This is a genomic window from Streptomyces sp. NPDC023838 (assembly GCF_040639555.1).
In the GTDB taxonomy this organism is placed as follows: Bacteria; Actinomycetota; Actinomycetes; order Streptomycetales; family Streptomycetaceae; genus Streptomyces.
This window is the reverse complement of sequence record NZ_JBFAAD010000016.1, coordinates 170,977-183,544: the sequence shown is the minus strand read 5'-3', so window position 1 is coordinate 183,544 and position 12,568 is coordinate 170,977. Positions and strand designations below refer to the sequence as shown.

Here is a 12,568-nt window from a genome sequence, read left to right as displayed (position 1 = left end):
ATCAACACCAGGCAGCAGGGGCGCTATCCGCTCCCACGCCGCATCCGTCAACTCACCACGACCCACCACAAGATCAATTATCAGACAGGCCCTAGGGCCTGTCGTCCCGAACTCCGTGTGCGTCCTGGACTAGTGGGGCCGTGGCACCCCGCCCACCAGTGGTCGGCTCTGGGCGCCCGGGGACAGAGCACGGGGGGCTTCGGGGCATAGGGGTCACCTCCTAGGCGCGGGGTGCTTCCGGGTAGTAAGGCCCACCATTTGGCGTAAGCCGAGTTGTCCGTATTGCCGGATTTCGAGAAGTCCCGGTTTTATGGACCTCATGAGCCAGACGGGTGAACGAGAACGTCCACAGATTGAACTGCGCTGTGGAGGGCTGCACTTGGTTATAGAGCGCGTCCCCGGGTGGGTGCTGGCAGTGCTCGCCACCGCCACAGGCAGCGGGCTTACATCGTGGTTCATGGTGCGATGACTGGATGCCCCACCGCGCGCGCCCCTGCCCCCCGCATGCTTCTCCGGCGCGAAATGACCGATGCCAAAAGTCGTACCTTGTGGGCAACCAGCAATGGGAGGGGCCATGGCCGAACGCACTCGTCGACCTGCATTCGAACTCCGATGTGGCGGGCTGCACTTGACGATCCAGCGCGTCCCCGGTCCCCCTCGCGGCGCACGCCGGTGGCCCGTACCGGCGTACGCGCCACCGCGGCCGAAACGGCTACAACGAGCCACCGTCCGGACCGTCACCCTCCGCGTCAACTCCCCGCACCGGCCCCCGTCACCCCACGATCCGCCCGTTCAGCACGATCCGGCTCGGCGCCGCCAGCACCCGTACATCCGCGCGCGGGTCCCCCTCGTACACCACGAGGTCCGCCGGAGCGCCCTCCTCCAGGACCGGGCGGCCCAGCCAGGTGCGGGCGCGCCAGGCCGTGGCGGAGAGGGCCTCGACCGGGGGGATGCCCGCCTTGACCAGTTCGGCCACCTCCGCCGCGACCAGGCCGTGCGCCATCGAGCCGCCCGCGTCGGTGCCGACGAAGACCGGGATCCCGGCGTCGTAGGCCGCGCGGACCGTGTCGTAGCGGCGGGCGTGCAGCCGGCGCATATGGGCCGACCAGGCCGGGAACTTGGCCTCCCCGCCGTCCGCCAGGTGCGGGAACGTGGCGATGTTGACCAGGGTCGGGACGATGGCGACGCCGCGCTCCGCGAACAGCGGGATCGTCTCCTCGGTCAGCCCCGTCGCGTGCTCGACGCAGTCGATGCCCGCCTCGACCAGGTCGCGCAGCGAGTCCTCGGCGAAGCAGTGGGCCGTCACCCGGGCGCCGAGCCGGTGTGCCTCGGCGATCGCCGCCTCCACCTCGCCGCGCGGCCAGCACGGCGACAGGTCGCCCACCTCGCGGTCGATCCAGTCCCCGACCAGCTTGACCCAGCCGTCGCCGCGCCGTGCCTCGCGGGCCACGTACGCGACCAGGTCGCCGGGCTCGATCTCATGGGCGTAGTTGCGGATGTAGCGGCGGGTGCGCGCGATGTGGCGGCCCGCGCGGATGATCTTCGGCAGGTCCTCGCGGTCGTCGATCCAGCGGGTGTCGGAGGGCGAGCCCGCGTCCCGGACCAGCAGGGTGCCCGCCTCCCGGTCCTGGAGGGCCTGCTTCTCGCTGGTCTCCTCGTCGACCGGGCCGTGCCGGTCGAGCCCGACGTGGCAGTGCGCGTCGACCAGGCCGGGCAGCGCCCAGCCGGTGACGGCGACGGCGTCCACCGCGCCCGACGGACGCTCGTAGGTGATCCGGCCGTCCACCGCCCACAGTTCGTCCCGCACCTCCTCGGGACCGACGAGCACCCGCCCCTTCACATGCAGCACCACGTGATCGCTCATGGTCAGCACTGTACGAGGCGCTGGGTACCCTCGACCGGGTACACCCACTGATGAACAAGGCACCGTGAAGAAGGCACCGCTGTGACGCACCCGTTCCTCGATCTGGCCCCGCTGACCGCCGACCGCTTCGCGGCCATCGAGCGGCGGGTGGCCGCGCTGCTCGCCACCGAGCAGGACGTGGTGATCATGCAGGGCGAGGCGCTGCTGCCGCTGGAGGGCTGCATCCGGGGCGCCGCGCACCCGGGCTCCACCGCCCTGAACGTGGTGACCGGCCCGTACGGCCAGACCTTCGGCGACTGGCTGCGGGACTGCGGCGCGAACGTGGTCGACCTGGAGGTGCCGTTCCACACGGCGGTCTCCGCCGAGCAGATCGACCGGGCGCTCACCGAGCACCCGGAGATCGACTTCGTCTCCCTGGTGCACGCGGAGGCGGCGACCGGGAACACCAACCCGGTCGCGGAGATCGGCGAGGTGGTCCGCCGGCACGGCGCGCTGTTCATGCTGGACGCGGTCGCCTCGGTGGGCGCCGAGCCGCTGCTGCCGGACGCGTGGGGCGTGGACCTGTGTGTGATCGGCGCGCAGAAGGCGATGGGCGGGCCGGCGGGCGTCTCGGCGGTGTCCGTGAGCGAGCGCGCCTGGGCCCGGATCGCCGCCAACCCGCGCGCCCCGCGCCGTTCCTACCTGTCGCTCCTGGACTGGAAGCAGCGCTGGATCGACGGCGGCCGCAAGGCGCTGCTGCACGCCCCGGCGCAGCTGGAGATGCTGGCCCTGGAGGCGTGTGTGGAGCGGATCGAGGCGGAGGGTCTTGAGGCCGTGACCGCCCGGCACGCGTCGGCGGCGGCCGCGACCCGGGCGGGCGCCTCGGCGCTCGGCGGCGGTCTGGAGCCGTATGTGTACGAGGCGCGGGACGCGGCCCCGGTGGCCACGACCCTGCGCACCCCCGCGGGCGTCGACGCCTCGGAGCTGGTCGCGGCGGCGTTGGCCGCCGATCCCGCGCTGCCGCTGATCGCGGGCGGCGGGGCGCTGGCGAAGGAGATGGTCCGGGTCAATCATTACGGGGCCGATGCCACGGTGGGTGCGGTGCGGTCGTCGCTCGCGGCGCTGGGGGCGGCGCTGGGCGAAACGGGTCGGCGGGTCGATACGGAAGCTGCCCTCAGGGCCGTGTCGGAAACCTGGTGACACAAATCCGCAACACCTTTACCGCATACCAATAGCCGATTAATTCCAGTAAACGGGAAGCTGCTTTATCCAGAGCAGCTTCCCGTTTTCTTCTGCCCCGGCCAGTTGATCTCAAACGCATGATCTCAACAAGGTTTTTCCGGCCACCCGAGGGGTGTGATCGACTCCACAGAGGTGCCTTTTTGTCCGGGAATTACCGGACAAACCGCCTCGCGCGTACACCTGCGTGATAACACATGGCCGCGCCCTGCGCACCACCTACCGGGAATGCGATTTCGATTTCCGCTGGGTAAATTCCTTCCGCATGACCGCCGCACAGACCGTTGTCCATATCGACACCCCACGCGTCGAGGACGGCGCCGCGATCTGGCGTATCGCCCGCGACTCACAAGTCCTGGACCTCAACTCCTCGTACAGCTATCTGCTCTGGTGCCGCGACTTCGCCGCCACCTCCGTGGTGGCGCGCGACGCCACCGGTGAGCCGATCGCCTTCGTCACCGGGTACGTCAGGCCCGCCCGGCCCGAGACGCTCGTCGTCTGGCAGGTCGCCGTCGACCGCGAGCACCGGGGGCGGGGCCTCGCCGGCACCCTGCTCGAAGCGCTGACCGGAAAGGTCGCCGACTCGCACGGGGTGAGTTCCGTGGAGACCACCGTGACCCCCGACAACACCGCCTCCGACCGGCTGTTCACCGCCTTCGCCGAGCGGCGCGGCACCGCGCCCCGCCGCGAAGTCCTCTTCGACAGCGGCCTGTTCCCCGACGAGGGGCACAAGGCGGAAGTCCTCTACCGGATCGACCTGGGAGTACGACTGTGACCATCACCCCGCCCGCACTGAGCGTCTTCGAGACCGTCGAGTCGGAGGTGCGCAGCTACTGCCGCGGCTGGCCCGCCGTCTTCGACCGCGCCCAGGGCGCCCGGCTCACCGACGAGGACGGCCACGAGTACCTCGACTTCTTCGCCGGTGCCGGATCGCTCAACTACGGCCACAACAACCCGGTGCTGAAACGGGCCCTGCTCGACTACCTGGAACGCGACGGCATCACGCACGGCCTGGACATGGCCACCACCTCCAAACGCGCGTTCCTGGAGACCTTCCAGAACGTGATCCTGCGCCCGCGCGACCTGCCGTACAAGGTGATGTTCCCCGGCCCGACCGGCACCAACGCGGTCGAGGCGGCGCTGAAGCTGGCGCGCAAGGTGAAGGGCCGCGAGTCGATCGTCTCCTTCACCAACGCCTTCCACGGCATGTCGCTGGGCTCGCTCGCCGTCACCGGCAACGCGTTCAAGCGGGCCGGGGCCGGAATCCCGCTGGTGCACGGCACCCCGATGCCGTTCGACAACTACCTGGACGGGCAGGTCCCCGACTTCCTGTGGTTCGAGCGGCTCCTGGAGGACCAGGGCTCGGGCCTCAACAAGCCCGCCGCCGTGATCGTGGAGACCGTGCAGGGCGAGGGCGGCATCAACGTGGCCCGGCCCGAGTGGCTGCGCGCGCTCGCGGACCTGTGCCGGCGCCAGGACATGCTCCTGATCGTCGACGACATCCAGATGGGGTGCGGACGCACCGGCGCGTTCTTCTCGTTCGAGGAGGCGGGCATCACGCCGGACATCGTCACCCTGTCCAAGTCGATCAGCGGCTACGGACTGCCCATGTCCCTCTGCCTGTTCCAGCCGGAGCTGGACGTGTGGGAGCCGGGCGAGCACAACGGCACCTTCCGCGGCAACAACCCGGCCTTCGTCACCGCGACCGCGGCCCTGGAGGCGTACTGGTCCGACGGCGGCGCCCTGGAGAAGCAGACCCGGGCCCGCGGCGAGCAGGTCGAGCAGGCGCTGATCTCCATCACCGAGGAGAACCTGGTCGACGTCAAGGAGTACCGGGGCCACGGTCTGGTCTGGGGCCTGGAGTTCCACGACAAGGCGCGGGCGGGCGCGGTGGCGCGGCGCGCCTTCGACCTCGGCCTGCTGGTCGAGACGTCGGGCCCGCAGAGCGAGGTCGCCAAGCTGCTGCCGCCGCTGACCATCACCGAGGACGAGCTCGACGAGGGCCTGCGCACCCTCGCCCGCGCCGTCCGCGAGACGGCCGCCTGACCGCCGTACGTACGAGGAAAGAGAGCAACCCCCTGTGATCGTCCGCTCGTTGAAGGACATCGAGAACACCGAGCGCCATGTCCGCGCCGCCTCCGGCACCTGGGAGAGCAAGCGGATCGTGCTCGCCAAGGAGAAGGTCGGCTTCTCCTTGCACGAGACCGTCCTGTACGCCGGTACGGAGACGTCGATGTGGTACGCCAACCACATCGAGGCGGTGCTGTGCGTGGAGGGCGAGGCCGAGCTCACCGACCACGAGACCGGCGAGACCCACTGGATCGAGCCCGGCACGATGTACCTGCTGAACGGCCATGAGCGCCACACCCTGCGCCCCAAGACCGACTTCCGCTGCGTCTGCGTCTTCAACCCGCCCGTCACCGGACGGGAGGACCACGACGAGAACGGCGTCTACCCCCTGCTGACCGAACCCGAGGAGGGCTGATCACCATGCAGGACCTGTACCCCACCCGCGGCGCCGCCGAGGTAGTGACCCCCCGTCAGGACCCCGTCGTCTGGGGGCCGTCCGACGGGCTCGAATCGTACGAGAAGGACGGCTTCCTCACCGTCGACCAGCTGCTGGCCGACGACGAAGTGGCCTTCTACCGGCGCGAGCTGGAGCGGATGATCACCGATCCGGCGGTCCGCGCCGACGAACGGTCGATCATCGAGCCGCAGTCGCAGTCCGTGCGCTCGGTCTTCGAGGTGCACAGGATGAGCGAGATCTTCGCGGGCCTGGTGCGCGACGAGCGCGTGGTCGGCACCGCGCGGCGGATCCTGGGCTCGGACGTGTACGTCCACCAGTCGCGCATCAACGTGAAGCCGGGGTTCGGGGCGTCGGGCTTCTACTGGCACTCGGACTTCGAGACCTGGCACGCGGAGGACGGGCTGCCGAACATGCGGACCGTGTCGGTGTCGATCGCGCTCACCGAGAACCACGACACCAACGGCGGCCTCATGATCATGCCCGGTTCGCACCGGGACTTCCTGGGGTGCGCCGGAGCCACGCCCAAGGACAACTACAAGAAGTCGCTCCAGATGCAGGACGCGGGCACGCCGTCCGACGAGGCGCTGACGAAGATGGCGGACCGGCACGGGATCCGGCTGTTCACCGGGCGCGCGGGCTCGGCGACCTGGTTCGACTGCAACTGCATGCACGGCTCCGGGGACAACATCACCCCGTATCCGCGCAGCAACGTCTTCATCGTCTTCAACAGCGTGGAGAACGCGGCGGTCGAGCCGTTCGCGGCGCCGATCCGCCGCCCGGAGTTCATCGGCGCGAGGGACTTCACGCCGGTGCGGTGATGCGGTGACCGGGGCGCGCGCCCCCGTACGGTGATCGTTGGTACGGTCGGCGCATGGCTGATGAATCTTCCCGGACTCCCGTCACCGCGGCCGATGTCGAGCACGCCGTACGGCTGTCGGTCACCGCGCTGCGGGCGGGTCTGGCCGCGGACTGGAGCGCGAAGGCCGGCTCCCTGGAGTGGGACTGCTGGGAGACCGTCGAGCACCTCTCGGACGACCTCTTCGCGTACGCCGTGCAGCTCGGCCCGCGGCAGCCGCCGCTCGACGGCGAGGTGCCGTACCTGTGGGAGGCGAAACGTCCCGGCGGGCCGCGCAACGCGGTGCACGCGGACCGCGCGGCCGGGCCCGCCGGGCTCCTGCAGACCCTGGAGGCCAGCGGCGCCCTGCTGACCGCGATGGTCCGCACGGTCTCCCCGGACGTCCGCGCCCACCACTGCTTCGGCATCTCGGACCCGGAGGGCTTCGCGGCGATGGGCGTCGTCGAGACGCTGCTGCACACCCACGACGTGGCCGAGGGGCTCGGGGTCACCTGGGCGCCGCCGGCCGGGCTGTGCGACCGGGTGCTCGCCCGGCTGTTCCGTGAGGTTCCGGCCGATCCGGACCGGTGGCGCGTGCTGCTGTGGGCCACCGGCCGGACGGAGCTGCCGGACCTGCCGCGCCAGGATTCGTGGCGCTGGTACGGCGAACCGCTCAGTGACGCAGCCAGATCCTGAGCTCGCCGACCGGGGTGAACCCGGCGCGGACGGCCGCCGCGAGGTCGTCGCCGCTCTCATAGCCGACCACGTCGAGGCCGGGCCGGTGCCGGGCGAGCGTGCCCAGGCAGCCGGCCCAGGCCGCGTCGAGGTCGCCGTCGGCCGCGAACAGGTTGGAGACGCCCACCACCGCGGCGCTCTGGCTCGCGACGGCGCCCGCGACGATCCGGCCCGCCGCGTCGCGCGCCGCGAGGAAGGCATGGGTGTCGTCAGCGAGCAGCGCAGGGGCGAACAGACCGGCGCTGTCCCCGTCCGACCAGGCCTGCTCCCACTCCCCCAACTCGGCTTCGGTACGCACGAGTTCCCACCCCCCGTCACCCGGCTCGGGCGCGGGGCGGTGGATCCACCGGGCGTCGAAGAGGACCTCGAAGCCGTCGGCCGTCAGGTCGAGGGTGGCGAAGCTGTCCTTGACCGACGCGCCCGGTGAGGCGTCGATCCGCTCCACGATCTCGCGCGGCGCGGCGCCCGGGTCGAGGGTCACCGCGTCGGGGTAGAGCGGCGGGGTGCGCTGTGCGCTGGTCCAGGCGCGGGGGTCCCACGCGCCGGTGATGCCGTGTGCGCGGCAGAGCGCCGCACACCAGTCGGCGTTGTTGCGGGCGGCGGCGCGCACCCGTACGTCCTGCTCGATGTCCATGGTCACGGCCCGATCCTGCCGCGCGGACCCGGCCGTGACCACGGGTTTTCCTCCAGGTCGGACCACGGCGGCGGTCGGACGCGACCAGCCACCCACGGTCCGCGGGCGCGTCAGCGCGTCGCGCCCACCACCTCCAGCGCCCGGTCCACGTCGGCGGACGAGTTGTACAGGTGGACGGCGAACCGCAGGTTCCCGCCCCGGGCGGACGCGTACACCCCGTCCCGCAGCAGCGCCGGCTGCAGACCGTCCAGCCCCGGCACCGCGACGACCGCCGAGTCCTCGGCGACCGCCCGGTGGCCGAGGGCGGCGAGCCCCGCGCGCAACCGCCCCGCCAACATCAGGTCGTGGTCGCGGACCGCCTCGATTCCCACCGCCTCAAGAACCGCGAGCGACTCCTTCGCCCCGTGGTACGAGAGGAACGAGGCCGGCTCGTCGTACCGCCGCGCGGAGCCCGCGAGCTCCCGCACCGGCCCGTAGTTGTCGTTCAGATCCGCCGCCGCGAGCCACCCCGAGTGCAGCGGCGCCAACTGCTCCTGCGCCTCCTCGGTCACCGTGAGGAACGACGTGCCGCGCGGGCAGGTGAGGAACTTGAAACCGGCCGTCACCGTGTAGTCGTACGCTCCCGCGTCCAGCGGCAGCCAGCCCGCCGACTGGCTGGCGTCGAGGAGCGTACGGGCCCCGTGCGCGGCCGCGGCGGCCCGTACGGCGGCGAGGTCCGCGACCCGCCCGTCGGCGGACTGGACGGACGAGAAGGCGACCAGCGCGGTGCCCGGCCGTACCGACTCGGCCAGCGAATCCAGCGGCACGTACCGCACCTTGAGGTCGCCGCGCACCGCGAAGGGCTGCACCACCGAGCTGAACTCGCCCTCGGGAGCGAGGACTTCGGCCCCGGCGGGCAGCGAGTGGGCGACGAGGGCGACGTGCACCGAGACCGACGAGCCGAGCGCGACCCGGTCGGCGCCGACCCCGACGAGCCGGGCGAACGAGTCGCGGACGGCGTCGAGCGCGTCGAAGCTGCCCGCACCCGCGCGGGTGCCCGCCGCGTTCTCCCCGGCGAGCCGCGCGATGGCGTCGACGGCGCGCCGGGGCAGCAGGCCGCAGCCGGCGGTGTTGAGATACGTCGTCTCGGGTGCGAACTCGTCGCCGGACAGGGGCTCCAGGATCTCCATGATCCCACCCTGGGGTCCCCCGGCCCCGGGGTCAATCGTCAGCGGCTCACCCGGGGAGGGTCACGCGCGCGGGACCTCGCACCCGTCCGGACCGCACGCCTCGCCGTCGGCCCCGGCGGTGCCGAGGGTGGCGAGGACCGGGGTGCGCTCCTGCCAGGCCTGCTCAAGGGCCTGCGTGAACACCTCGGCGGGCTGGCCGCCGGAGATCCCGTACTTGCGGTCGAGGACGAAGAACGGCACGGAGCTGGCGCCCAGCGCCGCCGCCTCGGCCTCGTCGGCGCGCACCTCGTCGGCGTACGCGCTCTCGTCGGCCAGCACGGCCCGCGCCTCGTCGGCGTCCAGACCCGCCTCGACGGCCAGCTCCAGCAGGACGCCGTCGTCGAAGACCGAGCGCTCCTCGGCGAAGTTGGCCCGGTAGGCGAGGTCGAGCAGCGCCTCCTGGCGGCCCCGGGCCTTGGCCAGGTGGAGCAGCCGGTGGATGTCGAAGGTGTTGCCGTGGTCGCGGCCCTCGGTGAGGTAGCCCAGGCCCTCGGCGTGCGCGTTGGAGGCGACGTGCTCCTCCATGCCCCGGGCCTCGTCCAGCGTGCGGCCGTACTTCTTGGCCAGCATCGGGATCACCGGGCCGACCGCGCCCTTGGCGCGGTTCGGGTCGAGCTCGAAGGAGCGGTGCACGACCTCGATGTCGTCGCGGTGGGCGAACTCGGCCAGGCCCTTCTCGAAGCGGGCCTTGCCGATGTAGCACCAGGGGCAGGCGATGTCGCTCCAGATCTCGACGCGCATGTCACTTCTCTCCGACTCGATCATGTTGTGTGCCACTCATGTTTTGTGTCACTTTCAAGCACTGCAACGTACGGAACGGTCGGCGCATTCCCCCGGGCGTTTCTTGGAGTGGCCCCCGCCTCAGCCCGCCATCTCCAGCCTGCTGAAGGTGGCCCGGTACGAGCTCGGGGTCAGACCGGTGCGCCGGACCAGATGGGCGCGGAGCGAGTCGGCGCTGCCCAGGCCGCTGGCCTCGGCGATCTGGTCCATGGCGAGCGTGGTGGTCTCCAGGAGCTCCTTGGCTCGCTCGATGCGCTGGTGCAGCAGCCACTGCAGGGGGCTGACCCCGCTCTCGGCGTGGAAGCGGCGGGTGAGGGTGCGCACGCTCACCCCGGCGTGCCGGGCCAGGTCGGTGAGGGTGAGCGGCTTGTCCAGGTTGCGCATCGCCCAGCCCCGGGTGTCGGCGCAGGCCACGCCCCGCTCGGCGGGCAGCGGGGTCTGGGTGAACTGGGTCTGCCCGCCGGGCCGCACCGGGGCGACCAGCGCGGCCCTGGCCACCTGGTTGGCGACGGCGGCGCCGTAGTCGCTGCGGATGATGTGCAGGCACATGTCGATCCCGGCCGCGTACCCGGACGACGTCATGATGCCGCCGTCCTCGACGTAGAGCACGTCGCCCTTGAGGTCGAGGGCCGGGTAGCGCCGGCGCAGCTCGTCGGCGAGCTCCCAGTACGTGGTGGCGCTGCGCCCGTCGAGCAGTCCGGCCTCGGCGAGGACGAAGGCGCCGCTGCAGATGGAGGTGATCCGGCGTCCGTCGGCGGCGGCCGCGCGGACCGCCTCCACGGTGCGCGGATCCAGCGCGTAGCGCTCCCCCGTCCCCGCGACCAGGACCGTGTCGGCGTCCGCCACGGCCTCCAGGCCCCGGCCCACGTACAGGTCGAGCCCGCCGGTCGTGGCGACCGGGCCCGGCTCCGGGGTGCAGACGGTCAGCTCGTACCCGGGGGCGCCGTCGATCTCCACCTTGGCGAAGAGCAGCTCGGGGATGGCGAGGTTGAACATCGACACGGGAGAGGGCGCGATGACCACGAGGCGGTGGGGCCGGTGGGCGTGCGGCGCGGACTTCATGGCCAGAACCTCCGGATGCATGGCGTTCAGGCCACTACTGTAACCGGCGGCCGCCCGCCAGGCTGAGGGCATGTCACCGAACGCCGTACGCCAACCCGCCCCCGCCGCCGACCCGTTGAAGCACCGGACACCCGCCCGGCCCTCCTCCCCCGGCCTCACCCTGGCCGCCGCCCTCCTCGGCTTCGCGCTGATCACGCTGGACGCGTCCGTGGTGAACGTGGCGCTGCCCGCGGTCGGTTCGGACCTGGGCGGCGGGATGTCGGGGCTGCAGTGGGTGGTCGACGCGTACACGCTCGCGTTCGCGGCGCTGATGCTGTCGACCGGCGCGTTCGCGGACCGGATCGGCTCGGCTCGGGCGTACGCGCTGGGCACGGTCGTCTTCGTGCTCGCCTCGGCCGCCTGCGGTCTGGCCCCGGGCCTGGGCGTCCTGATCGGGGCCCGGGTGGTGCAGGGCGCGGCGGCGGCCGTGGTGCTGCCCGCCTCGCTCGCCCTCGTGCGCCAGGCGTACACCGACCCGGCGCGCCGGGCCCGCGCGGTGGCGCTGTGGGCGGCGGGCGGGTCGGTGGCGGTGGCGCTCGGGCCGGTCGCGGGCGGCGCGCTCACCACGGCGTGGAACTGGCGCGGCATCTTCTTCATCAACCTCCCCCTCGGCCTGGTGGCCCTGGCCCTGACGGCGCGCGCCCCGCGCTCGGAGCGCCGCCCCGCGCCGCTGGACCTGCCGGGCCAGCTGACGGCCGTGGTGGCCCTGGCCGCGCTCGCCTTCGCGGTGATCGAGTCCGGGCCGGTACGGGTGGTGGCGGGCGGGGTGGCGCTGCTCGCCGGGGCGGCGTTCCTTCGGATCGAGTCGCGCGCGGCCCATCCGGTGGTCCCGCTCGGCCTGTTCCGTACGCCGACGGTGGCGGTGGTGGTCGCGGTCGGCGCGGCGGCGAGTGTCGCCTTCTACGGCGTGATCTTTGTCTTCAGCCTCTACTTCCAACGGCTGCGGGGCGAGTCGGCGCTGGTGGCGGGCCTGATGTTCCTGCCGATGACGGCGCTGATCCCGGCGACGAACGTCCTGTCGGGCAAGCTCGCGAACCGCTACGGCCCGCGCCGCCCGATGCTGCTCGGCCAGCTCCTGGCCCTGGCGGGCCTGCTCCTGCTCCTCGTCCCCGACGAGCACACACCCACCCTGCTGGTGGCCTTCCTCCTGATCCCGGTGGCCCTCGGCTGCGGCCTGGCGATCCCGGCCCTGACCGCCGCGATGATGGAGGCGCTTCCCTCGGAGCGGGCGGGCCTGGCAGCCGGCGTACTGAACGCGGCGCGCCAGGTGGCCGGGGCGCTGAGCGTGGCGATGTGCGGGGCGCTGGTGGCCGGGGGTTTCGTCCCCGGGATGAGGCTGGCCCTGACGACGGCGGCAACGCTGCTGGGGGCGACGGCGGTGGCGACGCGGGGGGTGCGGTAGCCCCCCGGGGGGCGGGGTGCGACTGCCCGCGCCCCTCTTTGGCCCGGAGTTCGCCTGCGGACCGGTGGGGGCTGATCGCGCAGTTCCCCGCGCCCCCTTTTGGCCCGGAGCTCGCCTGCGGGCCGGTGGGGGCTGATCGCGCAGTTCCCCGCGCCCCTAAAGGCCTCTGGCCGTCGGTCCGGTGCGGGCCGTGGAGGGTTGCTCGCGCAGTTCCCCGCGCCCCTAAAGGCCTCTGGCCGTCGGTCCAGTGCGGGCCGTGGAGGG

The 12,568-nt window shown here is 72.2% G+C and carries 12 protein-coding genes; 7 read left to right on the top strand and 5 right to left on the bottom strand.

Going from position 1 to position 12,568, the window contains the following annotated elements; translation table 11 throughout:
* Positions 1–772: 772 nt before the first annotated feature.
* Complete coding sequence (locus AB0G17_RS21060) at positions 773–1,864, bottom strand: amidohydrolase family protein (RefSeq protein WP_361384675.1); 1,092 nt, start codon at positions 1,862–1,864, stop codon at positions 773–775.
* Positions 1,865–1,945: 81 nt separating this feature from the next.
* On the opposite strand from AB0G17_RS21060, the gene AB0G17_RS21055 reads away from it, so the two are divergent.
* The 6 genes from AB0G17_RS21055 (at position 1,946) to AB0G17_RS21030 (ending at position 7,140) form a co-directional block, all read left to right on the top strand.
* Complete coding sequence (locus tag AB0G17_RS21055) at positions 1,946–3,043, top strand: aminotransferase class V-fold PLP-dependent enzyme (protein WP_361384672.1); 1,098 nt, start codon at positions 1,946–1,948, stop codon at positions 3,041–3,043.
* A 304-nt stretch (positions 3,044–3,347) separates the two neighbouring features.
* Positions 3,348–3,857, top strand: coding sequence for a diaminobutyrate acetyltransferase (gene ectA, locus AB0G17_RS21050; protein WP_361384670.1), 510 nt, complete (start codon positions 3,348–3,350; stop codon positions 3,855–3,857).
* The gene (ectB, locus tag AB0G17_RS21045; RefSeq protein ID WP_361384667.1) at positions 3,854–5,128 is read left to right on the top strand and encodes a diaminobutyrate--2-oxoglutarate transaminase; all 1,275 of its coding nucleotides are present in this window, start codon (positions 3,854–3,856) and stop codon (positions 5,126–5,128) included. Before ectA ends, ectB begins: the two co-directional genes overlap by 4 nt.
* Before the next feature lie 34 nt (positions 5,129–5,162).
* Positions 5,163–5,567, top strand: a complete 405-nt coding sequence (locus AB0G17_RS21040; protein WP_358836155.1) for an ectoine synthase — start codon at positions 5,163–5,165, stop codon at positions 5,565–5,567.
* 5 nt (positions 5,568–5,572) lie between these two features.
* Entirely contained in the window at positions 5,573–6,427 is an 855-nt protein-coding gene (thpD, locus tag AB0G17_RS21035) for an ectoine hydroxylase (RefSeq protein ID WP_361384664.1), read from the top strand.
* A 53-nt stretch (positions 6,428–6,480) separates the two neighbouring features.
* The gene (locus AB0G17_RS21030; protein WP_361384661.1) at positions 6,481–7,140 is read left to right on the top strand and encodes a hypothetical protein; all 660 of its coding nucleotides are present in this window, start codon (positions 6,481–6,483) and stop codon (positions 7,138–7,140) included.
* Here the strand turns inward: AB0G17_RS21030 and AB0G17_RS21025 are convergent.
* The 4 genes from AB0G17_RS21025 to AB0G17_RS21010 all read right to left on the bottom strand — a co-directional run bounded on the left by AB0G17_RS21025 (position 7,118) and on the right by AB0G17_RS21010 (position 10,884).
* Positions 7,118–7,813 (bottom strand): hypothetical protein, encoded by a 696-nt coding sequence (locus AB0G17_RS21025; RefSeq protein WP_361384702.1) that lies wholly within the window; start codon positions 7,811–7,813, stop codon positions 7,118–7,120. The two genes, AB0G17_RS21030 and AB0G17_RS21025, sit on opposite strands and share 23 nt — an antisense overlap.
* Positions 7,814–7,923: 110 nt before the next feature.
* Positions 7,924–8,982, bottom strand: coding sequence for an aminotransferase class V-fold PLP-dependent enzyme (locus AB0G17_RS21020; RefSeq protein ID WP_361384658.1), 1,059 nt, complete (start codon positions 8,980–8,982; stop codon positions 7,924–7,926).
* 60 nt (positions 8,983–9,042) lie between these two features.
* Positions 9,043–9,762, bottom strand: coding sequence for a DsbA family oxidoreductase (locus AB0G17_RS21015; RefSeq protein WP_361384655.1), 720 nt, complete (start codon positions 9,760–9,762; stop codon positions 9,043–9,045).
* A gap of 120 nt (positions 9,763–9,882) precedes the next feature.
* Entirely contained in the window at positions 9,883–10,884 is a 1,002-nt protein-coding gene (locus tag AB0G17_RS21010) for a helix-turn-helix domain-containing protein (protein WP_361384652.1), read from the bottom strand.
* A gap of 49 nt (positions 10,885–10,933) precedes the next feature.
* Between AB0G17_RS21010 and AB0G17_RS21005 the strand changes: the two genes are divergently transcribed.
* Positions 10,934–12,304: an MFS transporter gene (locus tag AB0G17_RS21005; RefSeq protein ID WP_361384649.1), complete on the top strand. Its 1,371-nt coding sequence runs from the start codon at positions 10,934–10,936 to the stop codon at positions 12,302–12,304.
* Positions 12,305–12,568: the final 264 nt, after the last annotated feature.

Bases quoted from the DNA above. Each gene is read 5' to 3' on its own strand.
- AB0G17_RS21025 (WP_361384702.1), bottom strand. From the start codon at position 7,813: ATGGACATCGAGCAGGACGTACGGGTGCGCGCCGCCGCCCGCAACAAC.
- ectA (WP_361384670.1), top strand. From the start codon at position 3,348: ATGACCGCCGCACAGACCGTTGTCCATATCGACACCCCACGCGTCGAG.
- AB0G17_RS21060 (WP_361384675.1), bottom strand. From the start codon at position 1,864: ATGAGCGATCACGTGGTGCTGCATGTGAAGGGGCGGGTGCTCGTCGGT.
- AB0G17_RS21030 (WP_361384661.1), top strand. From the start codon at position 6,481: ATGGCTGATGAATCTTCCCGGACTCCCGTCACCGCGGCCGATGTCGAG.
- thpD (WP_361384664.1), top strand. From the start codon at position 5,573: ATGCAGGACCTGTACCCCACCCGCGGCGCCGCCGAGGTAGTGACCCCC.
- AB0G17_RS21020 (WP_361384658.1), bottom strand. From the start codon at position 8,982: ATGGAGATCCTGGAGCCCCTGTCCGGCGACGAGTTCGCACCCGAGACG.
- AB0G17_RS21015 (WP_361384655.1), bottom strand. From the start codon at position 9,762: ATGCGCGTCGAGATCTGGAGCGACATCGCCTGCCCCTGGTGCTACATC.
- AB0G17_RS21010 (WP_361384652.1), bottom strand. From the start codon at position 10,884: ATGCATCCGGAGGTTCTGGCCATGAAGTCCGCGCCGCACGCCCACCGG.
- AB0G17_RS21005 (WP_361384649.1), top strand. From the start codon at position 10,934: ATGTCACCGAACGCCGTACGCCAACCCGCCCCCGCCGCCGACCCGTTG.